Annotated in this window: 15 protein-coding genes; 5 read left to right on the forward strand and 10 right to left on the reverse strand. The window is 45.2% G+C overall.

The genetic code is table 11. The features are described from left to right. Nucleotides 1-53 precede the first annotated feature (53 nt). The 3 genes from J2Z28_RS29370 (at nucleotide 54) to J2Z28_RS29380 (ending at nucleotide 2,590) form a co-directional block, all read left to right on the forward strand. Nucleotides 54-1,808, forward strand: a complete 1,755-nt coding sequence (locus J2Z28_RS29370; protein ID WP_211085554.1) for a methyl-accepting chemotaxis protein — start codon at nucleotides 54-56, stop codon at nucleotides 1,806-1,808. A gap of 256 nt (nucleotides 1,809-2,064) precedes the next feature. After that, the gene (locus J2Z28_RS29375; protein WP_091020981.1) at nucleotides 2,065-2,316 is read left to right on the forward strand and encodes a (4Fe-4S)-binding protein; all 252 of its coding nucleotides are present in this window, start codon (nucleotides 2,065-2,067) and stop codon (nucleotides 2,314-2,316) included. Further along, entirely contained in the window at nucleotides 2,309-2,590 is a 282-nt protein-coding gene (locus tag J2Z28_RS29380; RefSeq protein ID WP_036615433.1) for a GNAT family N-acetyltransferase, read from the forward strand. Before J2Z28_RS29375 ends, J2Z28_RS29380 begins: the two co-directional genes overlap by 8 nt. A gap of 97 nt (nucleotides 2,591-2,687) precedes the next feature. Here the strand turns inward: J2Z28_RS29380 and J2Z28_RS29385 are convergent, their stop codons facing one another. The 8 genes from J2Z28_RS29385 to J2Z28_RS29420 all read right to left on the reverse strand — a co-directional run bounded on the left by J2Z28_RS29385 (nucleotide 2,688) and on the right by J2Z28_RS29420 (nucleotide 19,705). Beyond that, complete coding sequence (locus J2Z28_RS29385) at nucleotides 2,688-4,355, reverse strand: glycoside hydrolase family 13 protein (RefSeq protein ID WP_211085555.1); 1,668 nt, start codon at nucleotides 4,353-4,355, stop codon at nucleotides 2,688-2,690. Nucleotides 4,356-4,414: 59 nt separating this feature from the next. After that, nucleotides 4,415-6,043 (reverse strand): glycoside hydrolase family 13 protein, encoded by a 1,629-nt coding sequence (locus J2Z28_RS29390; RefSeq protein ID WP_211085556.1) that lies wholly within the window; start codon nucleotides 6,041-6,043, stop codon nucleotides 4,415-4,417. A gap of 22 nt (nucleotides 6,044-6,065) precedes the next feature. Beyond that, a complete protein-coding gene (locus J2Z28_RS29395) occupies nucleotides 6,066-6,959 on the reverse strand; it encodes a carbohydrate ABC transporter permease (protein ID WP_211085557.1) in 894 nt (297 codons plus the stop codon). A 13-nt stretch (nucleotides 6,960-6,972) separates the two neighbouring features. Next, nucleotides 6,973-7,887, reverse strand: coding sequence for an ABC transporter permease (locus J2Z28_RS29400; RefSeq protein ID WP_211085558.1), 915 nt, complete (start codon nucleotides 7,885-7,887; stop codon nucleotides 6,973-6,975). A 61-nt stretch (nucleotides 7,888-7,948) separates the two neighbouring features. Next, nucleotides 7,949-9,685 (reverse strand): type 2 periplasmic-binding domain-containing protein, encoded by a 1,737-nt coding sequence (locus J2Z28_RS29405; RefSeq protein ID WP_211085559.1) that lies wholly within the window; start codon nucleotides 9,683-9,685, stop codon nucleotides 7,949-7,951. A 250-nt stretch (nucleotides 9,686-9,935) separates the two neighbouring features. Beyond that, nucleotides 9,936-11,342 (reverse strand): response regulator transcription factor, encoded by a 1,407-nt coding sequence (locus J2Z28_RS29410; RefSeq protein WP_211085560.1) that lies wholly within the window; start codon nucleotides 11,340-11,342, stop codon nucleotides 9,936-9,938. After that, a complete protein-coding gene (locus J2Z28_RS29415; protein ID WP_211085561.1) occupies nucleotides 11,339-13,051 on the reverse strand; it encodes a sensor histidine kinase in 1,713 nt (570 codons plus the stop codon). Before J2Z28_RS29415 ends, J2Z28_RS29410 begins: the two co-directional genes overlap by 4 nt. A gap of 270 nt (nucleotides 13,052-13,321) precedes the next feature. Then, nucleotides 13,322-19,705, reverse strand: a complete 6,384-nt coding sequence (locus tag J2Z28_RS29420) for a rhamnogalacturonan lyase family protein (protein ID WP_211085562.1) — start codon at nucleotides 19,703-19,705, stop codon at nucleotides 13,322-13,324. A gap of 208 nt (nucleotides 19,706-19,913) precedes the next feature. Here J2Z28_RS29420 and J2Z28_RS29425 point away from each other — a divergent pair, with 208 nt between their 5' ends. Then, nucleotides 19,914-20,786 carry a helix-turn-helix transcriptional regulator gene (locus J2Z28_RS29425; protein ID WP_036671442.1) on the forward strand — a complete coding sequence of 291 codons (873 nt, stop codon included), beginning with the start codon at nucleotides 19,914-19,916 and terminating at the stop codon, nucleotides 20,784-20,786. Between the two features lie 131 nt (nucleotides 20,787-20,917). Here the strand turns inward: J2Z28_RS29425 and J2Z28_RS29430 are convergent, their stop codons facing one another. Next, nucleotides 20,918-21,655 (reverse strand): SDR family NAD(P)-dependent oxidoreductase, encoded by a 738-nt coding sequence (locus tag J2Z28_RS29430; protein WP_211085563.1) that lies wholly within the window; start codon nucleotides 21,653-21,655, stop codon nucleotides 20,918-20,920. A 176-nt stretch (nucleotides 21,656-21,831) separates the two neighbouring features. Here J2Z28_RS29430 and J2Z28_RS29435 point away from each other — a divergent pair, with 176 nt between their 5' ends. Then, a complete protein-coding gene (locus tag J2Z28_RS29435; RefSeq protein WP_211085564.1) occupies nucleotides 21,832-22,446 on the forward strand; it encodes a TetR/AcrR family transcriptional regulator in 615 nt (204 codons plus the stop codon). Between the two features lie 354 nt (nucleotides 22,447-22,800). On the opposite strand, the gene J2Z28_RS29440 is transcribed toward J2Z28_RS29435, so the two are convergent. After that, nucleotides 22,801-24,417, reverse strand: a complete 1,617-nt coding sequence (locus J2Z28_RS29440; protein ID WP_211085565.1) for a glycoside hydrolase family 43 protein — start codon at nucleotides 24,415-24,417, stop codon at nucleotides 22,801-22,803. Nucleotides 24,418-24,447: the final 30 nt, after the last annotated feature.

The following is a 24,447-nucleotide window of genomic DNA, read 5'->3' on the forward strand; positions in this document are numbered from 1 at the left end:
GGGGTTTTACGAATAACCATATTTACTTTATTACATCCAAGGGGGAACCGAACGTGAGACAGACTCGCAAAAAAAAGATGGATTTAAGGTTTAAACTGTATTTGATTATTCTGGTTCCGCTACTGGCCATGGGTGGTCTAATCATATGGGCCACCATCGACTCCAGTGAAAATGCATCACTAATGACCATGCAGCATAACAATCAGCAGCTGGCTGTGAATACCGCCTCTCAACTAGGTCAGGAGTCGGAATTAATTAAGACATTATCTTCTACTGCTTCAGAGGAGAGCAACGAATATAAAAATCTTAGGGACGAACTCGTTAAAGTTAGGCTTCAATCGGGAGCCTTGTATGTTTATATGTATAACAAAACTTCGGACGGGTGGATCTACACCGTGGATGGAGCGGATTGGAATGATACAGAGTATAGTCCTTACGGCACTGCAATGGAATTCAATCCCCAGATTCAGGAACGCTTGTTACGCGGTGAAGTCGTCACAACAGGCATTGTAGATGATCCAACCTGGGGACAGCTATTGTCATCCTTTACACCAATCAAGGATTCGCAAGGCGTTGTTATTGGCTATCTGGGCATTGATATTTCTGCTGGAGCAGTGAATCAAGTCTCCGCGACATCCGTGAATAATGCTTATCAGACCATTATCCCGATTTTTGTGGTTGTACTGATTCTTTCTTTGGTCATGATGCTATTCGTAGTACGAGGTATTCTTAGACAAGTACGCGATATTAAGTCAAGTCTCGAGCAGGTTGCTGATGGGAATCTCAAAGTCGTATCCACACACATGTCCAATGATCAACTCGGTGACATCAGTGATTTGATTAACATCATGGTTGCCCAATTGACGAACATTCTGATGGGAATACAGCAAGGATCAAATACGTTGCAGCAGTCATCAAAAGATATTTCGGAAACCGCTCAGACGAACCAGCGTCAGAGCGAAGAACTTTCCAGAGCGATTGAGGAAATTGCCATAGGTTCAATGAAACAGGCTGAAGAGACAGAACACTCCGTCCAACATTCAGAGAATCTCGGCAAAATAATGGATGAAGTAGGTTCATATGTGAAACAGTTTACTTATACTTCAGAGCAGCTATCTTCTGTTCAAGTACAAGTTACACGTGAACATGAGGTTCTACTTGAGAAGGGCCGAGAGAATGCCAAGCGTGTTGAGCATCAACAGGATATTTCCAGGTCTCTGACGACTCAATCCGAACTCGCTTCCTCTATTAGCGGTCAAATTCACAACATTTTAAAACAAACTCAAATACTCTCCCTGAATGCTTCAATTGAAGCAGCCCGAGCTGGAGAAGCGGGTAAAGGCTTTGCAGTCGTTGCAGGTGAAATGGGACAGCTCGCTCAACAATCCGAACGTTCGATCCAGGAGATTGATGAGATCCTGAGTTCATTTGTTCAAGAGATACATCGGATGGGCAGTCATTTTGATGCGAATATGGTAGCTGTTAAGGAACAGGAGAAACAGATCGCTGATTGTCTCCAGGCATTTAGACAGGTTAGCCGCTTATCGACTGAAGTGCATGAGTTGGCTCAGAGTTTAGACAGCCGGACGATGGATATGCACTCTATTCGTCAGGAGTTGGAACAGAACCTCAGTTATATTGCTTCCGCAACCGAGGAAACTTCAGCCATGGCCGAAGAAGTCACGGCTAGTGCTGTGGAGCAGCAGCGATCGGCAAGCGAACTGTCGAACATCTCCGGGGAACTCGCTGGTCTTGCAGGCAACCTCAAATCATATTCCGATCAATTTCAGATCGAAGTCACTAAATAAGTTCCAAATCTCGCTAAGGGTGTTGTTAGATGACAACTTAGAATCGCCGGAAAAATAACTTTCTTGGAGTGTTAATTTTTTGGAGGAGACAGGGTTATGATCAGCACATAGAATGACCGTGTTCTTATCCTGTGTCACGTTGACTTATTAACGATTCCTCATTTATTATTGGGACATTGAGAGCCAGGTACTACTTGCCATGAAAGCCTGGAATATGGATCGTAAACAAACTCAACAGTGAAAGATGTGAGGAATTATGAGTAAACAAAAGTTATACTACGGTAAAGATATCGAGGTCATGTTTAATTCGGATGTCTGCATTCATTCCGGTATTTGCGTAAAGGGCCTCCCTGCTGTGTTTGATTTGAGCAAGCGTCCCTGGGTTGATCCTGATGGTGACACTTCGGAGGCCATTGCCCGGCATATTGACACATGTCCAAGCGGAGCATTGACCTATAAGCTTCTGGACGGTGAATATTCAACAAAGAAAGAGGATGAACATGCATAACGTAGAACATGAACCTGCCAATAAGAGATTTCTTATTCAAGATAACGGTGATATTGCTGCGGTGATGACCTATGTAATCTCGAGTCCAGAGCTATACATAATTGATCACACTTTAGTGGAAAATGCTTACCGAGGACAAGGGCTTGGCGATGAACTTATCAAAGCGATGGTGGAATACGCGCGGGAAAACGGTATTAAAATTTTACCTTTATGTCCGTTTGCCAAGGGACGTTTCGAACGTATCTCCGAATACGCGGATGTTCTCCATCAATAAAACGAATATTCGCAGCTAATTTTCATGTGGTTACACAACAATAAAAGGCGTCTATATCATTCAGACCATGATATAGACGCCTTTTTACGTATCCTATTTAAACTTTATCGCTTAATCCAACAATGGTTTCAAACGGTCGCAACACCAGTGGCAGCAAGCCATTCTCATAGTTGGTAAGCCAGATCTCTGAGAAGTTGAGGCCAAGCTCTTCTTCCCCAAGCTGCACGATATGTTCAGAAAGGTTGATTACTACTAGCACCTGTTGATCTGCTAGTGTACGTGTATATGCATATACACTCGGATGATCCGGCATATGAAGCTCATAAATACCATAAGTCAGCGTATCGTGCTCTTTTCGCATCTGAATCATTTGTTTATAAAATTGAAGAATAGAACGTGGTTCCTGGAGTTGTTTCTCTACATTAATATGGATGTAATTGTCATTCACCTTCAGCCATGGCGTACCGCTGGTAAACCCGGCCTCTTTGGCCGAAGACCATTGCATCGGCGTTCTGGAGTTATCGCGACTCGATGCCCAGATGATGTTCATGATCTCCTCATGTGACATCCCCTCTTCACGTTTGATCTGATATAAATTCCGATCGGCTATGTCGTTATAATCCGCTATGGAAGGGTAAGCCACATTTGTCATGCCTATCTCTTGCCCCTGATATATGAAAGGTGTGCCTTGCATGAAAAAGTACATGGCTCCAAGTGCTGTAGCACTTTCATACCAATATTCTATATCATTTCCCCAAGTTGAAACTTTGCGAGGCTGATCGTGATTTTCAATAAACAAAGCATTCCAACCGACGCCTTCCAGCGATTTTTGCCACTTGGTCAAGACGTTTTTCAATTTGGGAATATCCAGTTGCCTTTCCGTGCTGTTTTTCCAAAGGTCCAGGTGTTCGAATTGGAAGACCATATTAAATTTCCCTCTGACTTCACAGATCCAATCCAGCAGATCTTCTTGGTCCTCTACCTTAACTCCGTTCGCTTCCCCAACAGTCACGACGTCATATCTGGATAATGTGTTCTCTTTCATTTCTTGCAGATAACTCTGGATTCCCTTCACATTCATATGCTTTTCAAATGAAGAGACGTATTTGATGCCTTCTATTATTGGCATGTCTAAGAGACCCTCTTCTTTGTGAATATGGCTGATTGCATCAACACGGAAACCATCAATCCCTTTATCCAGCCACCAATTCATCATTTCATATATGGATTTCCGAACTTCTTTATTTGCCCAATTCAAGTCTGGTTGTTTCTTGGAGAACAGATGGAGATAGTACTGCCCGGAGACTTCATCATATTCCCAAGCAGAACCGCCAAAGATGCTCTCCCAGTTGTTTGGTTCGTCCCCATTCTTCCCATCTCTCCAGATGTACCAATCTCGTTTGGGGTTATCCAGTGAAGCTCTGGATTCAATAAACCACGGGTGTTCGTCACTTGTATGATTGATCACCAAGTCCATGATGAGTTTCATGCCCCGGTGATGCACTTCATTCAGTAATTGATCAAAGTCCGCCATCGTGCCGAATTCATCCATAATGGAACAGTAATCGCTAATGTCATAACCATTATCGTCATTGGGTGACTTATACATCGGGCAGATCCATATCAGATCAATACCGAGTTCTTGAATATAATCCAGTTTAGATATGATCCCCTTGATGTCACCAACCCCATCTCCGTTGGAATCCATAAAACTTCTCGGATAGATTTGATAGGCTACTGCTTCTTTCCACCATACTCTTTTCATTGAATATAATCCTTCTTTCTTGAGAACTGAACATTATATAACGTATTACGTATTATGCTTTAATCATGGATAAGGTACATTCTTGCTTCATATGGACGTAATTCGCTCTCCGACAGTTCACCTGTATAATTGGATATCAAAAGCTGATGGGACCCTGTCAATTGCTCCTGAAGCGAAAGTTCGGTCGTATATCCTTGGAAATTGCATACAACAAGAATTGTCGTACCATTCAGCGTGCGCGTATAAGCAAACACGTCTGAGTTCTCTGGAAAGATTAGCTCATAATCGCCATATACGATGACTTCATGATCTTTTCGTAGTTGAATCAACTTCCGGTAATAATGGAATATGGATTCGGGATTATTCAAACTTTCCTCGGCATGGATCTGCTTATAATTTGGATTCACCTTAATCCAAGGTTCCCCTTGTGTAAAACCTGCGTTATCGGAAGTATCCCATTGCATAGGTGTGCGTGCATTATCACGTCCCTTGGCGTAGATCGACTCCATCACACTTCGTTCAGGATAACCTTTCCCCATTCTTTCTTGATAAAAATTGAGCAATTCTATATCCCGATAATCTTCGATCGCATATTGAACATTCGTCATACCCAGCTCTTCACCCTGATATATGTAAGGCGTACCTTGCATGCCATGAAGAAGGGTGGCCAACATTTTAGCCGATTCGATCCTGAATTCTCCGTCATTTCCCCAACGTGATACGATTCGAGGCAAGTCATGGTTGTTCCAGAACAGACTGTTCCAGGCATCGCCTTTGAGCTCTGTCTGCCATTTGGACAGCACTTTTTTTAATGCCATCACATCCAAAGGTTTAAGATCCCATTTTCCTTTGCCTTCCTGTTCATCCAGGCTGATGTGTTCAAATTGGAAGACCATTGAAAACTCACTTCCGTCCGGGTTGCTGTACAGTTTGGCGATCTCCGGAGTGGCGCCCCATGTTTCTCCAACCGTTAGCAGGTCTTCCGCTTTTTGAAACGTTGCTTTGCTCAGTTCCCTGATGTATTTATGCAGATTAGGCCCGTTTCCCGTAATTTTTAAATCCGGTTCTTTACCAATTAAGTCGATCACGTCAAGTCGAAAACCACCAACACCCTTGTCGATCCACCAATTGATCATATTGTATATCTCCTGTCGGACTTTTGGGTTTTCCCAGTTGAGATCGGGCTGTTTTACGGAAAATAGATGTAAATAATATTGCCCGATCTCAGGCACCCATTCCCAGGCTGAACCACCAAAGGTGGACCCCAAGTCGTTCGGAGGTGTTCCTTCAACGCCATCTCTCCAGACATAGTAGTCATGGTACGGATTGTCTTTGCCTTTTTTGGCTTCTTGAAACCAAGGGTGTTCATCCGAAGTATGGTTCAACACCAGATCCATGATGATCCGAATGTCTCGTTTCTTGGCTTCAAGAATTAACGTTTCCATATCTTCCAAAGACCCGAACATCGGATCGATATCCTGATAATCTGAAATATCATATCCGTAATCATCTTGAGGGGACTTGCAGACGGGTGATAACCAGATCGCACCGATGCCGAGTTGCTGCAAATAATCCAATCGGGACACAATGCCCTCCAAGTCTCCGATACCATCACCGTTACGATCTTGAAAGCTGCGTGGATATATTTGATATACAACGGTTTCTTTCCACCATTTTTTATTTTCCATGTTCCATTCAACCTTTCTAATGCTATTCTTTGACCGAGCCTACGACAATACCAGTCACAAAGTATTTTTGCAGCAAGGGATAAATCAGTAATAGCGGGATAACAGCAACTACGATTTTGGCTGCGTTCAGGTTTTTGTTCGAAATTTCAGTCAGGTTGCTGAGTTCGCTGGAATTTGTGCCGGCTTGAAGCAAATCGGCAATATTCACGTTAAGGGACTGAATATAGGTCATTAGCGGATAATTGCTGACTTTGGTCATATAGATCAAACCACTGAAGAAGTCATTCCATGTACCCACGATACTGAATAAAGCGACTGTCGCCAGCGCAGGAATGGACACGGGAACATACACTTTGAACAAGACCTGAATGGGATTCGCTCCATCGATGAATGCTGCCTCTTCAAGCGCTTTAGGTACAGCGGAGAAGAAATTCATCACGAGGATGACACTGAATATGGGGACAGCGCCTGGCAGAACCAGTGCCCATATCGTATTCAGCATATCCAGGTTTTTGATCAGCAGGTAACTCGGAATCATGCCTCCACTGAACAACATGGCAAAAATCATAATATTCATATAAATGTTTCTGCCTTTAAAATCCCTCTTCGATTTGGATAACGGATAAGCCATCAAAATAATCAGAATCATATTAAGCGCAAGGGTAAGCGCGACACGTAAAATGGAGATGCCAAAGGAACGCCAGAACTGTGCATCATCGATAATTTTGGTATAGGCCGCTGTTGTAAAATTAACTGGAACGAGACCTACTGCATTTGCAGATACCGCCTCGCTGCTGCTGAATGATATGGCGACGATATTCCATAACGGAAGAAGGCATACCAATGCCAGCATGATGACGATGGCATAGATGACAAACCGGCCAATTCGTTCTTTGAAGTTTGCAGAATAGGACACAGGTTTGGCCTCCTTAGAATATTTTTCGATCCGTATATTTTTTGGCCAACTGGTTGGCAGACATAAGTAAAACAATACCGATCACGGACTTGAATAAACCAACAGCTGTACCGAAGCTATACTGTCGCCCAACAAGACCGATTCGATAGACATAGGTATCCAGAATGTCGCCCGACTCATAGACAACGGGGTTATACAAGTTATAGATTTGATCGAAACCAGCACTCAAAATATTGGTCAGGCTCATTACACCCATGAGCAGAATAATAGGCAGCATGCCTGGCAATGTAATATGCCACACTTTTCTCCACCAACTGGCTCCATCCATTCCTGCCGCTTCATACAGACCGGGATCTATCGACGTGATCGCAGCCAGATAGACGATGGAACTATAACCAAACTCCTTCCAGACGTCTGTTCCTATAATCAGTGGCTGGAACCAGGTGTTGCTGCCAAGGAAATTAATATTTTCCAGGCCAAAGAACGCCAACATTTGATTCACAATGCCATCCAAACTGAACATGTTGACAACGACGGAGGCCAGTACAACCCAGGATAGAAAGTGTGGCAGATAAACAATCGTCTGCACGGATTTTTTTACGTATTTGATACGAATTTCATTTAACAAAACGGAAAAAATGATGGCCATCATCGTTCCGAGCAGAATCTTGCCAATCGCAATCATCAACGTATTGCTGACGACCTGCGCGATATCCGGCAGCTTGAACATATACATAAAATGCTTCAAGCCTACAAATTCGGAGCCGAACATGCCCTTGGCCGGTATATAGTCCTGAAACGCCGTAATGATGCCGACCATTGGAACATAGCTGAATACAAGCAAAAACAAAATGCCCGGAAGCATCATCATATGGTACATGGCACCTGGGCCGAGCCGCCCTCTCGCTTTCCAATTCCCCTGTTTCATGAATGAACCCCTTTTCTTAAGAAAGGCTGCGTATCGCAGCCCTGCTACTGTTCATGGATGTTTATTTTTTCGATGCGATCTCGTCTTCAATTTCCTGAATGACTTGATCACCACCCTGTTTCTTCCAGTTACTCACGAATGTATCGAAGTAATCGAGCGGTTCTGAACCCGTTACGATTTTGATAAACGACTCCTGCTCCAACTTTGTCAGATTGGCCCACGTCTGTTTCATGCTTGGTGTAGTGCCAGAGAAAGCAGGTGTCATCCATACAAATTTGTTTTCTTGTGTCAGTTTGTCGATTAGTCCCACTCCGTTGATCCGTGAATGATATTTAGACCAAGCAGTCACATCATCCGTATCCATGTCACTCAAATAGGTTTTGATGCTTCCGATATTGTTCTTCGATTCAGTTGTTCGAACCTCATCCAGGGAAATTTCTCCTTTAATCCCGCGAACAACGTCAGAGTAATCATCCAGCAGCGATGTAGCCGAATTGACTTCGATATTAAACGGTCTCGTTGAACCGTCTACCCCGGTCTCCTGATACTTGGCAGCTTCCGGCATGGTTGATGCGGCATCTTTATCATTGGCCAATTTATCGTAGAACAGGTTTACAATTTTAACGGCCAGTTCAGGGTGCTCATATCCTTTTCTCACCACGATAAACTGATTGGATGGATTGGCATGCGCCACGTTGACCTTACCGTTTGTATCCTCCAGTGTATAAGCCGAAAATTTCGCATTTTTATCCATCTGTTTTGCACTGATCAGTCCCCAGTCAGGGATATGCCACGGTCCAAAGGCGATACCGCTTTGGCCATTGGCGTAGAGTGCGGTAATATCATCAAACGTGCGGGTTCCAAATTGCGGGTCAATGATGCCATTCTTGAACCAATCCGCCATGGTGCCCAGCATTTTCTTCGTTTCTTCTGTCGTGGAACCATACACGATTTTGCCGTCTTCACCATTCATCCAATATTGCGGGAAGGCTCCCTCGGTTGAGGCCACACCCAGCATCGTATAAGCAGAGCCATTATAATCTGTTGTATTCATCGTGTTCACAAATGGAATACCTACCGGGCTCCCGGATTGGCCAGGATCTCTTTTCAGAAATTCCAGCGCTGTTTGCTCCACTTCATCCAGTGAAAGGGCACCGTCTCCGTCTGCATCCAGTTGAATCCCCAGCAGATCCAGCCAATCTTGACGAACCCAAACCATCGTTGGTGCGGAATCCAGGGAAGTCGCCGGAAGGCCCATCAAACGTCCATCGATTGTTGCATTGTCTAATGCACGCCCATCATAGGAATCGTACATCTGCTTGATATTATCCGTGGCATATTGATCATAAATGGACGTCAGATCCTCAATCAGATCGTTATCCACCAGCTCTTTCAGTTCATCTTTGGAATCAACGCGCATCATATCAGGCAATTCCCCGGATGCGATAGCGAGCGAAACTTGACGGCTATAATCTTCACCATTGGCTTCAAATTGATCTGTAATCTGAGCGTTAAACGTGTCTTTGACCAGCCGAGTATACGCGTTGTTCTCATAGGTATCACCAGCCGGCAGTTTTGGATTGGCTGTGGTTACCCGTCCCATGGTTACGGTAATTTCGTCTTTATAGGCACTGAACGGATCTCCCGGTGTTACCTCATATTTGCCTGCTTCCTCTGCAGTAGGAGGAGTGGAAGAGTCTCCACATGCCGCGAGGGTTGCAACCATCAAGGCAGACATGGACAGCACGGCGAGACGCTTCGTCAACCGGTTGCTTTTCATAGACCATTTTGTTCTCATCTAGTTCGATTCCCCTTTATTCTGATGTTCAATATTTGTTTGCGCTTTCATTATAAAATGAAGTGAAGACCCATGGAGATAGGGATTACACGTCCGTTTGGATAGAGAAATGTGTACAGTTTTCAGTCCGTATTAAGAAGTATGGTTAACTTGTGAGCATTTACCCTACCTATTGATCTACATTTGTCTAACTCCCCCTGCTCTTCATCAAAAACAAAAGCCGGCAGCTCCTAAAACAGGAAGCTGTCGGCTATTTATTTCCTCTACCTAGCTGCCGATATTCGCTTGGCAGAAGACCTGTCAGTTCGCGGAAAATCCGGCTGAAATATTTTTCATCCGTATAACCCACTCGTTCCGCAATCCAGAAAATTGTGTTGTTTGTATTGAGCAAATACTCCTTGGACTTCTCTACCCGGATGAACCGGGAGTACTCATTAAAGGTTTTCCCCATCAGATCTTTGAAACATTGACTGAAATAACTTCGGCTGATATTGAGTTGTTGGGAGAGACCTGAAGCTGTATAGGCCTGCTCCAAATCATGCTGCACGATCATCACCGCTTTTTTCACGGCATCGATGATTTCCTGTGAATACGAAGTCTGTTCATCAGCCTTTCGAATGCTTGCAGCAGTCTGTTTGATCCATTCTTCAACCTCGTACCAAGACTCGAAAGAATGGATCATCGAGATTCTTCCAAGCGTAGTTTGGGCAAAAATACGGTTCCACTCCATCACGATGGAGTACAGCAATCCCATCAACTGACCTTTATGTAATCGTAAGGATATAAACTGATCAATGAGTTGATTGTAGTAACTGTCATGGTGGGTCCATGAGGTTTGGAACCAACTTTGTTTAATCCGGTCAAGGTCCTCATCCTGTGGTTCTTTTGAACATGTGTCTTCCTCATTCATCGAAACGGCAATGACTTGGTTATTGGGGTTGTATGCATAGAATAAAGACGTCTCTGTATAATTCATAATCCAGTTTTTGATTTGTGACCACGTGCGCTCTTGTACATCAGACAAAACCAACAACGTACACTGGGGAACTTGATGCAGGGATTCTCTCAATTGATGAAATAGTTGATCCTCTTCGGACGGGGGTGCAGCCCAGATGCAGCTATTACGCTCAACCTCCCATCTTATCTCATCTTCATGCGCAGTTAGCTCCATTGGCCACTTATGCTCTGATTTCCGATCTTGTGAAACAAGAGCATACACATTTCGATAATGGAAATTGATTTCATTCTGTGAAGGCATCTTTCTTATCGTGCTTGTCAACCCGTTAATTCGGGTATGAATCCGTTGCAGAACATGTTCGAATTGCTCTTTCTCCAGCTGCACTTTGGCTATATAATCGATGGCTCCAAGTCTTAGCGCTTCCTGGATATAATCGAAATCCTGATGCAGTGTTAACACAACGATATGAAGTTCAGGATAGAGCTGCCTCGCAGCTCGCATCAGTTCGATCCCTGACATGACGGGCATCGCAAGATCCGTTAACATCAGATCGACCGGTTGGGTTTTCAGAAAATCCAGTGCTTTCACCCCGTTGCTGGCCTCTCCTACAACCTCCATGTCGAACTCGTTCCATGGCATCGCAGAGCTAATACCTTTGCGTACCAGCTTATCATCATCTACAATCAATACCTTAATCATGCCGAGATATCTTCTCCTTTAATAGGCAATACGAGCAGTATGCTTGTCCCTGTTCCCAATTCACTCTCGATCACCAGTTGTGCTTGGTCCCCGTACTGTGCTTTCAACATGCGGTGAACGTAATTGAGTCCGATGCCCATCCCTACTTTTTGTTGTTCAGCTTCACGATTGTTCAGCAGATTATGAATGGTTTCCTCAGTCATACCTGCGCCATTATCTTGTATCATAATGTTCAACGTTGAAGTGCATGTCACTTCAATCTGAATAAAACCTTCGTCACTCAATCCATGATATAACGAATTTTCAACCAGCGGTTGCAGAATAAAGCGGGGCACAGGAATTTGAAGCACTTGTTCATCTGCAGTAATGCGCACGTCAAATTCAAAGTCATAGCGAATTTGCTGCAAAATTAGATACTGTCTTAGGGCGTCGATCTCCTCTTCCATGGTGGATACTTGCCCTAATTTGCCTAGATTGTAATAGAGCAGCTTGTTCAATGACTGCACCAGCTTGTCGATCTCTCCTTGTCCGTTCATGACGGCCAGCCAGTGCACCGTATCGAGCGTATTCATCAGAAAGTGCGGGTTGATCTGATAGAGCAGCTTTTCCACTTCCAGGTCTGCACGTATCTTCTCTTTCTGCTGTACTTCCTTGAAGAGGTCACCAATCTGATGCTGCATGTTCGAAAATTCACCCAACAGAAAATCAAATTCGGGAATCTGAGTGCGAGCTCGGCTCCCTTTTGTTTGTGGATTTTTGGACATTCCATTGATCTCCGAATGAAACAGACCGAGTGGTTTGTAGACCATCTTCCACAGAAGCCAAGCAAGAAACACGGTAAAGCCGAGGAAAAATAAAGCGACCAGCAAAATTTGCAGCAACCACTGGTTTTTCTCCTGTTGATATTGAGACTGCGAAATGACCGATACGACACTCCATTTCTGTGAAGAATCCTCCTTGAACCAGTGATACCCGCGGGATATTCCGTCCTTGGCAGGATCGACCGTTAAGCTGGTGAAATTCTCCCCTACCTTCATGGCTTCCGGTATTTCGCTGTACACAATGTTGCCTTCACCATCCAGGATGAGATGAGATAATGCGCCGTTGTATTGATTGTAGCCCAAGATATCTTGAGTGAGGCGAAAGCCTGATTCTACGTAAATGAACACGTCGTTCCTCTCGGATAGTTGCACTTTGCGCATAGCAGACAGAACGAGTTGATCATCAAATCGGTTCATACTCATATGGGGGCCATAGTACTTAATGCCATAGGTTTGGAAGAGCACAGGCAGAGACTCAGGAGAGAAACGATCCTTAATCGGAAAGTTGCCGAACTGAGTAGTACCTTCTTTTTGAAAGTAATATAGGGTCAATCCGATATTAGGATTGGTGAAGGTCACAACACTTAACTCGTTTTTTAATTCGTCCCTGGCCCCAATCAGTTCGAAGATATCGGAGGACGGATTCAAGAATTCATCCATTCTTTTGCCTAAAGTACCCCTGTAAGATAATTGTTGCGTCACATGATTCAGATTGGTGATGGAATTCTCCAATGAGGATGTCACCTGCTGTAAATTGCTACGGATACCATCATCGATCTTATTTGCAAAAATGGAGTCGATCGTATAATAAGAAATTGCAAATATACTGATAAAGGGGATAAACGCACTGAGAAAGAACAGTAAAAATATTCTTTTTTTAAGTGTCATGGGAACCTATTCTCCTTCTGAAAATGAAACAGCAAGCCTCCTGCGTATGGAAGCTTGCTCTGAATATACATTCAAGCGGACAGGCTGTCTGTATCCTGTCCAATTTCCTTTCATCATTATAGATTGATATTCAAATAAGTCAAACGCTTTCATACTGTGCATATATAAAAAGTGCTACTACTCAAAATGATGAGAAGTAGCACTTTTATATGCGTACCTTACTTCAGTTGTAAATTACTTCTTGTTAATGGGATGCTCAAACATTTCAGTCTACTCTCGTACCGTCACATTTAATTTGTGTGATCTGGTTTCCCCTGAAGAATTGCGAAGTACAGCTTCATACTCGTAGATTCCAGGTACTCTTCCAGAGATTGAGGTAACCGCAGACTGTGCACCAGGAGAATGAGATTGCAGCGATTGTGTGTCAATCGATACACCATTTTCGTAAAGTTCGTATTCGGTTGCGTTTGTTCCCCACCACAGATTCATGGTGACATTATAGTTGCCGTCACCGTCCCAGTTGTCGTTCGACAGAACGGCTTGCCCCGGGGAAGCATCCGTGACGATGACTGTCAGTGGAACACTCATGGTTGAACCCAGTGCATTGATCAATTCTCCAGTATAGATATAGGTGCCGTTTTTCTTTCCAGTCATATCGACTTGAACAGATTGGGCGGACGGGGATTGATCGACTAGAGAAATTTCTTTAATCAGTTCACCATTCTCGTATAGCTTGAACTGATTGCCGTTATTTCCCCACCACAGATTCATCGTGATTGTATAGTCTCCGTCTTTGAGCCCCGTGTCGTAACCATTATTATCAGATAACACCGGAGTGCCAGGGGCTCCGTTCGCTAGTGGCGTTGTCTGATGGAGCCATTCCTCCCACTTAATCAGCACACTTGTCTGCTCATCCGTAAATACGGTTCCTCTAGCTGCTTGAACGTCATTACCGTAGAATGCAAGCAATTGACGCGCTTTTGCTCCTTCACGATCGTTTGTTGCCTGTTTGGCCTGTTGTAACGTGTTTGTAAGCTGATCAGCAAGAACACCAGCATTAGGATCGGTCGATTCATCGGCAAAGGCGTTGGTCAGATTAATCAGGCTGTCGAATGTAGCAATAACGCCAAAACGATATTCTACCGTCTGTTCCCAGCCAGCCAAATCCGAGACCGTTGCCGTAACCTGGTTCAGGCCGGGTTCCAGTGTATACGCAGGAGTGTCGAGAAGCACACCCTCTGGTTCTTCTACACCGGATACCGAATCGGAAGCTGTATAACCAATTTCCACCTGCTGATCAATGGTGTATTCGGTTTGACCATGAATTTCAATGGTTGGAGGTACGAGATCAATGGATATGGACAAAGACTGTTCGCTCTCTTGGTTACCGTCAACATCGACGCTCCAGTAGGTGATGGTATGTGTTCCTTCTTCAGTTAGAGTCAATTGTGTGCCACTTACCGTTTCGCCACCATTAATTTGATAATAGGTCCCTTCGATATCGGAATCTTCATCGCTTGCTGTGAAGGTTACTTGGACTGGAGAAGTATACCAGTCGTTCTGCGATTCTCCTTCCACAGTTGCCGTAGTATGCGGGGCTCCCTGCTCCGGAGATTCTCCTTCCAGCGTAACAAAATCAGATAAAGGTATTTTCAATTCCTTCACAAGGCGTGCCACGAGTTCAGACACCTTGATTGCACCGTTCATTTGCAAATGTGTATTGTCTTCCGTTGTGCCTACCCACATGAATATCGATTTGGTTCCTTCTGTGCCAAGCTCCTGGAAATGCTCCCAACTGGCTTGGTTCAGATCAATGATAAGCGTTTCCGTTTCCTGCGCCGTTTCTTTCATCGCCTGTACGTATTCCGGGAAGCTTTTGTTCAGCACCTCTCCGGTAAAATCACGACGATTCACTGGCGTGACCAGCACTGGAATTGCCCCTCTCTGCAGAGCACCGTTAATGTATTCTTTGAGATATACCTTAAATTGCTCTGGTGTAAGATAACGCTCTGGACGTGAAGGTGTGGAATCATTATGAGACCACTGCATGAATAGATAATCGCCTTCTTGAATGTCGAGTAAAATATCGTTGAGATATCCACCGACCAGGAAGGTTTTACTGCTCAAACCTCCAACTGCCCGGTTATCAATACTGACTTCATTTGGATCAAAATATTCACCCAACGTTTCTCCCCAGCCCGCTTGCGGACGATAGTTTTCCGCGTAATTGGCTACAGTGGAATCGCTGGCCAAATAAATAACTGGTTTATCACTTGCACTGTGATCTGGCAGTCGCTCCAGCTTCAGCGCATTGATCTTCGGTGCATTACCGGTAAAGTTGAAGTTAAAGACCCCATCGATCAGGGCAACGTCATACGTGATTTCTTTGAATTCGCCCTTGGCAATGCTTGTAAGGGGCAGCTTTGTCATCTGCTCTACAACGACATTTGTGCTGGTCAATTCCTCCGCATCCCCGATGGTCATCGTTACCCGGTAATTCGCCGGCTCCATTTCCGCCAGGAAAGAGGTACCGTTTACTCGTGTGAAATCTTCCTTGAGCAAATCTCCGGTTTCCCGGTTCTCATCTTTGGTCAGCGCAGTATCAGCAAAGCCGTACCCATTGCCTTCAATGTACGCTCTTTTGGCATCCACCTTGATGTATCCGTCGGCTGCGCCGCCAGAACCAAAGTCAAATTTGTATTCACTTATCTCTTCGCTCGGTTCACTTGTCAATGAATCCTTCGCAACAGTTAACATGTTAAACGTATGGTCAACTTTAGCCTGCGTGGCTTCCGTATTGAATATAGCTTCCGCAGCTGCCAAAGCCCGGTTCACCACGGCCTTCGATGCATCTGTATAATTCGACAGATTCAGTGCTTTGATCTCATCGTACAGAGCGATTAAGGCCGTCTGATCGCCACTCTCTGAAGAGAGCTGAGTGCCTTCAATTCGCACGTTGTCGATCTGGGTAGTCCAGTTCAACGTGCCTCCACCGCCTTTTCTCGTTCCCAGGAACCGCATGGATCTGACGTTGTCCGCATATGCACCGGAACTCAGCGAGATATCTGCAATCGTTTGGGTAACTGTCGGATCGGCTAGGTTCGTTAATGTCAGATCCAATGTTTTCTCGGCAAAATTAACGGTTGCATCCACATTGACCCACTGGTTCTTGGAAATATCTGTAGACGTTCCCCCTTCGGGTATGGCTGTATCCCCTGTGCCGTAGTCTGGGTTATATGCACCGACAAAATAATGAATTTTGGTGCTTCCAGTTTTGGTATACAGCGTGAACAGGGCATTTTCGTTAGAATCCTGTATTGTGAGATGACCTTCTGATGGATAGGCACTCACATTACCGGATTGCCAGTCAAAGTTCACGTTCACCTGATCGCCGTTTACGGCATCGAACAGACGGAATACCTTGGCCCGATTGCCCGATCCGGAACCCGCGACGGACAGTACCTTATTTCCGGACTGGTCAACAACGGTTCCCGTCATGGTTCCTGCAATACCCGTGGCATTGACCATCGCATATTGGTAGTTGGCAGCATCGCCTTCAAAATCCTCCTCATATAGCTGGGCTTCCGGCTCTGGCTCGGGTTCGGAAATATCCGGGTCGATGACCAGTGATGAGATGCTCAGCTCCATGTCTTTGACTGCACCAGCAACGAGTCCGGCGATTTTCTGTGCACCATAGCTGCTGAAATGCGTATTATCGTTGATCCCATTCGGATATTTTGGATATTCACCCGGATTAGCATATAGGAACACTTTTTCCGTAGCTGTATTACCAATTTTGTCATAGTAAGCGATACTCAACTTGCTGAGATCAATCAGCGGCACGTCCTGCTCCTCCGCCACTTCTTTGGCAGCCTGCACATAGGCAGGGAAACTGACGTTGAATTCCTGAGTCACTGTATTAAAATCTCTGCGTCCAACCGGAGTCAGCAATACCGGTGTAGCGCCGCGCTGTTTGGCACCGTTTACATAACGAGCCAAGTAAATCTTATAGTCCTCAGGGGATGCGTAACGGTCCGGTATCCCTGCACTGGCGTCGTTATGACCAAAGGAAATGAAGAAGAAGTCCCCCGGTTTAATTCGCTGCAGGATTGTATCGAGACGACCGTCTACCATAAACGATTTGCTGCTTCGGCCGCCGATCGCATCGTTCACGACGACTGCCCCATTGGAGAAATAACGTCCGAACTGCTGGCCCCATCCTTCTTGAGGAGCCTGCGCTCCACTATAAGATTGCATGGTTGAATCACCAGCCATATAGATCGTTGTTGCCGCACCAGCCGCTTTCTCTGGATATTTCTCGATGATGACGTCTTGGATGTCTATGGCTGTACCCGTGAAGAGAAGATCGAGCTGTCCATCCACCACAGCAATATCATAGGAATACTCCAGTGGTGCTCCTGGTGTCACATTGGTTACGGCGAGCTTCTGGACGAATTCAGATTTGACTCCAACGTTCGAGTCATTTGCATTATCGCCCAATCGCAGCGACACCTTATAGTTTGCATTGGACAGGTCAACAGCAAATGTCGTACCTGTCGCAACCGAAACCTGGTTTGCCCCTACCGTAACACCACTTGTATCCTTGAAGCCGTATCCCGGATCTTGTGCGTAGAGCGTATCCTGTATGTTCGTACTTCCTGACGCAGTCTCTGTACCGAAATTAAAACGGTAGACCGGCTCCAGCATTTCAGCTTCGCGAGTCAGCGCCAAGTCGGCCTTAGGGAATGCTGTAGCTTCCGCTCCAAGATAAAAACCGGTATGAGGCGGCTGGTTGTAGGCTACATTTTGCCAGGCTACACCAAGTCGATACACAGGGTCCTGCATCAGCGTAGGGATGCGATAGTCTGAAGGAATGGTCGTTGTGTAGAGACGATACTCCGAACTATCTTCGCTCCGCAGCAGAAGCTCCTCACGCCAGTCGCCCAGAATGTCCGCCTGGAGTGCCGGATTGCCTTTGGTATGGTTGTTCGTTAACGTACCGGTCGTCCGGAAGATTTCATTCAGCTTTTTGTTTTGGTAATCCCACTTATAGATGAGCGGAATTCCTTTGGCTGTGCTATTATCCCACTCATGGTCCAACAGCTCCCGCTGAAGATCTCCATCCCACCAGATGGCGAAATTGGCGGTTTTGGGCCCTTCCTCCACAGTGTAGATAGCCTCTCCGGCTGCTGAATAGGTATTGGTTACAGGTACACTTTGCCCGTTGGTAATGGTCGTGGCCCATGATTCGTAACCCGGATAGTTCGGATCAATGTCCGCCGACATCCCGCGACCGGTGTCAAAACCTGTTTTCTCACCCCAGAGGATTTCACCTGTTGCCGCATTGCGCATCTCCAGTCCGTATGCCGCATCCGAATGCTCATGCACGCTTACAACCTGATAGCCCTCCCGGTTCGGATCGAGCTGGCCGGCGTGCATGGCGTCACCGTGGCCGAGTCCAGTGCTGTACAGCAAGCTGCCGTCATCATCAATGGCCAAGGCGCCAAACATAATTTCGTCCTTGCCGTCCTTGTCGACATCCAGCACACTTAGATTATGGTTGCCCTGTGATTGATATTGTGATCCTGCTTCGTTTGTATCGAACGTCCAGCGTTTGACGAGTTCCCCGCCAACATAATCATAAGCAACAAGCACTGTGCGGGTATAATAACCCCGGCTCATCACAACACTTGGCTTCGTACCGTCCAGATAAGCAATCGCGCCAAGGAACCGATCTACACGGTTGCCATAGCCGTCACCCCAATCGTTGACGTTGCCTCTTGGCGGATCATAATTCACAGTGGATACAGCCGCGCCAGTCTCACCGTTAAACAGTGTGAGATATTCTGGACCTGACAGTATGTATCCGCCGTCGTTGCGATAATCCTTCGTGCCATCACCAATGACTGTGCCTTGGCCATCCTTCGTGCCGTCCGCGGTCTTGACTACAACCTCGGCCTTTCCGTTGCCATCGAGGTCATACACCATTAACTGCGTATAATGCGCTCCGGCGCGGATGTTGACTCCCAGGTCAATCCTCCACAGCTTTGTGCCATCCAGTTTGATAGCATCGATATAGACATTGCCGGTATAACCTGCCTGCGAATTGTCCTTGGAATTGCTCGGACTCCACAGGAAAACAATTTCATATTCGCCATCCCCGTCCAAGTCAGCTACGGAAGCATCTCCTGCATAATAGGAGTATGTTCCGCCGTCCTTAGTTCGGCCATCGGCCGGTTTATCGAGCGGGATAGGCAGATAATCGTTATGCCAGACCGATACAACCTCCGGCTGCATTTGCTCTTTGCCTGCAATAACGGTGGAGATCTGATATTGCGAGCTGTCGAAACCAGTGGTGTCCACATAGTTCGTCACATCGCTTATGGGTGATGCGTTCACTTTGGTTCCGTTTTTATATATATTAAAAGCGATATCATCTGGGTCGTTGTTTAAATACCTCCAGCTTAAAAAAACGCCGTTGTCTACAAGAACCGCAACCAACCCCCGGTTAAGATACTCAGCTTGGCGACCCGGCTGGCTGCTTGATGACTCTGCACGTATCGGCGCCGGAGGAACAGCCAGTGAAATAACCATAAGGAGTGCTAAAAAAGATACAAACATCGATTTCTGGATGGAAACAGTTCTTCGGATCATTCGATTAACTCCTCCTTATCTAAAAATTCATTTTTAGAATCATCAGTTCGATCCTGCCCTGCTTGTTGTCATATGAACACAATTTACAGCCACCTCCTTTTTATGTTACCGCTTACATTTATCTTACAGGTCTAAAAAAAGACAGACAATCTAAAAAATGTGACGTATTATATAAGATAATTGACTTTTTTAGAAAGGAGATGAAACGATGGTTCATACGGTTTCTTATGCTTTTCGTAATGACGATACATCAATCATGACACTGGACTCTATTGGATGGCAGATCGTCTCTAGCGAGGAATATCGTTGTCCAAGTGATGATAGACCGGACCCGGGGCACGTCGTTTTTCAATACACACTTAATGGCCAGGGGTATCTGGATATTGACAATCAAACGCTTCCTTTACCAAAGGGACATGCCCTACTTGTCAAAATTGCAGGAGAACATTGCTATTACTATAAACAAGAGAACAACGAGCCATGGGAATTTATATGGATCAACATTCGCGGGGATGAAGCTAACCGAATTTGGGATATGATGCATGATAATGAGGGACATGTCATTCGACGAAACGCGGACTCTCCCTTGATTCAAGAGTTATGGCAAATTATCCATTTGATTCATCAAGAGAAGGTTACGGACAAGTATCGCTTGTCCATGCAAATCTATCGGTGGTTGCTTATCCTGGTACAGACGAGTCGGGATGCGGAGAAGGACATCGGCGCCCTATCCATAACAACGATTGAGAAATGCAAAAAGTTCATCCGAGAGAATTATGCATCTCCATTAACGTTGGATCTTCTAGCCAGTCATTGCGATATCAATAAACACTACTTGTGCAGGTTATTTCAGAAATCCGAGAAAACATCACCGTTAGCCTATCTCAAAGACAGACGCATTGAGGTTGCAATCCGACTACTCCGCACAACGGAACTTCCGATTTCTCAAATTGGTCAACAATGCGGGTTTGAGAGTCCCAGCTATTTCGGCAAAGTTTTCCGGCAATATATGTCCATGTCTCCCAAAGAATACCGCTTGAATAAGTTAGAGTTTCCTTATGAGGCCATCTATTATGAATAGCTAAAATCGCTGTTTGCTAGTAGTCCTTGGATTGGGAACTGCTCTTATACCAATACAATAAAAAAAGCCGCTAGAATAGCGACTTTTAATGGGACTATGTTATTTCTTGTGTGCTTCGACAATTGCTACACTTATTGAACAGTGTATCCTCCGTCTATGATCAGGCTATTTCCTGTCATATATGAAGAATCGTCGCTAGCTAGGAACAGAACGGCTTTTGCCATCTCATCTGCTTGACCCAGACGTTTCATTGGTGTTGCCGCTGAAAGTGCTTGTTTGCTCTCTTCCGGGATAATTGGTGTATCGATAAAGCCTGGGCAAAGGGAGTTCACCCGAATATTCTGCTCAGCATACTCCAGCGCCAGCGAACGAGTCAGGTTTACAACGCCGCCTTTAGCTGCATTGTATGCTGCTGAACCAGGCGAACCAACCCATCCGTACATGGAAGCCGTGTTGACGATTGTACCTCCACCAATTTTGAGCATTTCGCGAATCGATTCACGAGCGACCAAAAATACGCCGTCCAGATCAACATTGACTGTATTGCGCCATTCGGCATAATCAAGCTCATGCGTCGGATGAACACGTCCGATTCCCGCATTGTTGAATACGATATCCACTTGACCAAATGCTTCTACGGTTTGTTTGAAAATCTCAGAAACCTCTTCTTCACTTGTTATGTTTGCTTTAATAAAGAGAGCCTCTGCTTTAAGCGCTTTCAGTTCCTGCTCAAACGCCTTACCTTTTTCTTCATTCAGATCCACCAAGACCACTTTAGCTCCTTCGGAAACGAATAAGCGAGCTGTCGCTGCACCAATCCCGGATGCTCCTCCTGTGATGACTGCAACTTTATCTTGAAGTTTGCCCATGAATAAATCCCCCAGTATAATATTTTGAATAGCGCCTATATAAATAGTGCTATATGATGTTTACAAAACTAATTTTATGCTTAAAATTGTAACATTCCAATCATTAAGATGTGACCAAGTGTCTACCTCGTAGACACTATATAAAACTATGTCTATATTTATAGGAGTTTTTTTGAATGAATAATGAACTTATTGTGACATCTCAACATCGTAATCGAACAAAGGAGCACCTAAAAACTGCTCTGATTCAGCTCATTAAGAAAAAAGGATTCCATGGTGTTTCTGTCAAAGACATCGTTGATCAGGCGGGTTATAATCGCAGCACGTTTTATTTACACTACCAGGATAAATATATTCTCGCCGAAGAGTTGCTGAGTATGACACTCGAAGGATTGAGGGGCGCAGTAGGTAAACCCTATTGGCACGGTCAAAAGGTTTCAACAAACAAGCTGGATGCCGAATCTTTTCAAATCGTGGATTATATCTACGAGCACCGTGACTTCTTCGAACTGATTCAATACGATGATACGTTACCCGGTCTACATACAGGCTTTCCACAAACCATACTCAAAATCTATCAGGAGCAATTTGTCTTTGAGACGATCAACAACTCCCCAGTGAACATGGACTATTTCAAGTACTATACCGCCTACGGTTTTTTTGGACTGTTGAACAATTGGATATTAAGCGGATATCGTGAATCACGTGAGGCATTTATCAAAAACGTGATTGAACTCACCAAAACGCATATTCACTCTTTTCATTATGTCGGTAACACGTTTGATGCATGATCACGAGTAAGTTGATTAATTAGGTACATACATAAAAAAGTCACTAGATAAGCGACTTTTTGGGCTGAGTTAAGTGCTATTCTTTATGGAGATCATTTAATTCTCAAAATTACGATGAACGATATGTCTGTATCTCAAAACAATCTCTCTAAAAACAAAAAAACGGTACATTGTACATTATTGTACAGATCAATAGCACTCTCCATATATTTTAATGTACGAAGTGTATCAACTGATCATATGGAATAATGTGCCTTTTCAAAATTAAAACCCGCTGATGAATTTTGATTTCACATGGATAAATATGTGATTTGGTCCTCTTTGGATTATCCCCTGCTCCTTCCAAGAAGACCGTCACATGTTTTCCAATACACCAGCTGCATGCTTTGTTTCTTTATACATAAAGTAATCAAAATCGGCATATTTGCGGGTTCCACCAAGATCCTGCACACAAAGACCGATATAGGTTCCCGTAAACCGGATATACTTCGGAGATTCATCGGACAGATGTGTGATATCAACCCACCCGCCTGCAGTATTCCAGGATGAATCACTATTTATTGCATAATAAAAGCGGGCGCGATCTTGATCCACCACAGCCTTTAAACGGAGCGTGCTCACCGAATCTAGCGGAATATCCTCCAGCAGTTCGTCGTATACCCCGTATTTGGACTGAATAATTCCCAAGCAGAGCCCTTTCTCTTCATGATAAGTTACACGTAAGTAGAGATAGTCCTGGGTATCGTAGTACAAAATCAATCCTGCCATTTGCTGTGGATGGTCCGGCGCAAATTCCAGACACGTCTCGGCTTCACACTCCAAGGCCTGAAGTCTCCGAGCGATCATGCTTTGCCTGTGCGTTGAACTCATCGACTCCATGCCGTGCAATCGTAAGTAACCGGGGCGTTCCGTCAAGCTTAGCCAATTCGAATGGGGTGGAATGCGAAGTGTATTCCAATCCTGCCGAAGCTCAAAGTGATCGAAATGATCCATTTCAGCAATCGACTCAAACGGATGGGACTGGATCATCGGTGCAGGCACCTGAACCTCCGGATATCGGTCACCGCTCGCAAGTCTCAGCCAGCCGTCCTCACTCCACGTACAGGGCTGAAGTGCGGTCTCACGTCCAAGAATGCAATATTTGTGCTGAACGGGTCGTCCGACCAGATGAGCCATGTACCATTCGCCGGTATGTGTTTCGACCAGACTACCGTGGCCTGCCTTTTGCAGAGCTAAATCTGGTCTGCCGTATGAAGTGAGGATCGGATTGACAGGATCGACCTCATAAGGACCTTGTAACGTACGGGAACGTGCTGCGGTAACCGCATGCTCATAACCGGTTCCACCTTCAGCCGTAATGAGATAATAATAGTCGTTGTGTTTATACAGGTGGGGTGCTTCGGTCAGGCCTAATTCTGTTCCCTTAAATATGTTAACGGCCGGTCCGATCATCTTATGTTCCTGGACGGAATATTCCTGAAGAACGATGCCTGCAAACCGATTTTTGCCCTTACGGTGATCCCATATCATATTGACCAGCCACTTACGCCCGTCTTCATCATGAAACAGGGAAGGATCAAAACCGCTGCTGTTCAGATACACCGGATCGGACCAAGGACCCTCGATATCCGTTGCTGTCACAAGGTAATTGTGGGTATCTTTAAAAGCGCCTACCCGGCTTTTGACATCGGTGTAGATCAGGTAAAACACACCGTTGTCGTAACTAAGACAAGGTGCCCATACGCCTCCGGAATTAATGTTGCCCTCCATGTTCAACTGCGTTACACGAGTCAGCGGAGAAGCGATGGGCCGCCAATGAACCAGATCCCGGGAATGGTGAATCCGTACACCAGGGAACCATTCAAAGGTGGAAGTGGCGATATAATAATCCTCCCCCGCTCGGCAGATGGACGGATCGGGATGGAAACCGGGAAGGATGGGATTGGTGATCATTTTCTTGATCTTATTCATGGAAGAAACCTCCGGTATGAAATTAATGAT

The organism is Paenibacillus xylanexedens, from assembly GCF_017874615.1.
Taxonomy (GTDB): domain Bacteria; phylum Bacillota; class Bacilli; order Paenibacillales; family Paenibacillaceae; genus Paenibacillus; species Paenibacillus xylanexedens.

What these genes read in the sequence shown, in the direction of transcription:
- J2Z28_RS29415 (WP_211085561.1), bottom strand. Translation starts at nt 13,051, where the DNA reads ATGACACTTAAAAAAAGAATATTTTTACTGTTCTTTCTCAGTGCGTTT.
- J2Z28_RS29435 (WP_211085564.1), top strand. Translation starts at nt 21,832, where the DNA reads ATGAATAATGAACTTATTGTGACATCTCAACATCGTAATCGAACAAAG.
- J2Z28_RS29375 (WP_091020981.1), top strand. Translation starts at nt 2,065, where the DNA reads ATGAGTAAACAAAAGTTATACTACGGTAAAGATATCGAGGTCATGTTT.
- J2Z28_RS29390 (WP_211085556.1), bottom strand. Translation starts at nt 6,043, where the DNA reads ATGGAAAATAAAAAATGGTGGAAAGAAACCGTTGTATATCAAATATAT.
- J2Z28_RS29380 (WP_036615433.1), top strand. Translation starts at nt 2,309, where the DNA reads ATGCATAACGTAGAACATGAACCTGCCAATAAGAGATTTCTTATTCAA.
- J2Z28_RS29410 (WP_211085560.1), bottom strand. Translation starts at nt 11,342, where the DNA reads ATGATTAAGGTATTGATTGTAGATGATGATAAGCTGGTACGCAAAGGT.
- J2Z28_RS29425 (WP_036671442.1), top strand. Translation starts at nt 19,914, where the DNA reads ATGGTTCATACGGTTTCTTATGCTTTTCGTAATGACGATACATCAATC.
- J2Z28_RS29405 (WP_211085559.1), bottom strand. Translation starts at nt 9,685, where the DNA reads ATGAGAACAAAATGGTCTATGAAAAGCAACCGGTTGACGAAGCGTCTC.
- J2Z28_RS29440 (WP_211085565.1), bottom strand. Translation starts at nt 24,417, where the DNA reads ATGAATAAGATCAAGAAAATGATCACCAATCCCATCCTTCCCGGTTTC.
- J2Z28_RS29420 (WP_211085562.1), bottom strand. Translation starts at nt 19,705, where the DNA reads ATGATCCGAAGAACTGTTTCCATCCAGAAATCGATGTTTGTATCTTTT.
- J2Z28_RS29385 (WP_211085555.1), bottom strand. Translation starts at nt 4,355, where the DNA reads ATGAAAAGAGTATGGTGGAAAGAAGCAGTAGCCTATCAAATCTATCCG.
- J2Z28_RS29430 (WP_211085563.1), bottom strand. Translation starts at nt 21,655, where the DNA reads ATGGGCAAACTTCAAGATAAAGTTGCAGTCATCACAGGAGGAGCATCC.
- J2Z28_RS29400 (WP_211085558.1), bottom strand. Translation starts at nt 7,887, where the DNA reads ATGAAACAGGGGAATTGGAAAGCGAGAGGGCGGCTCGGCCCAGGTGCC.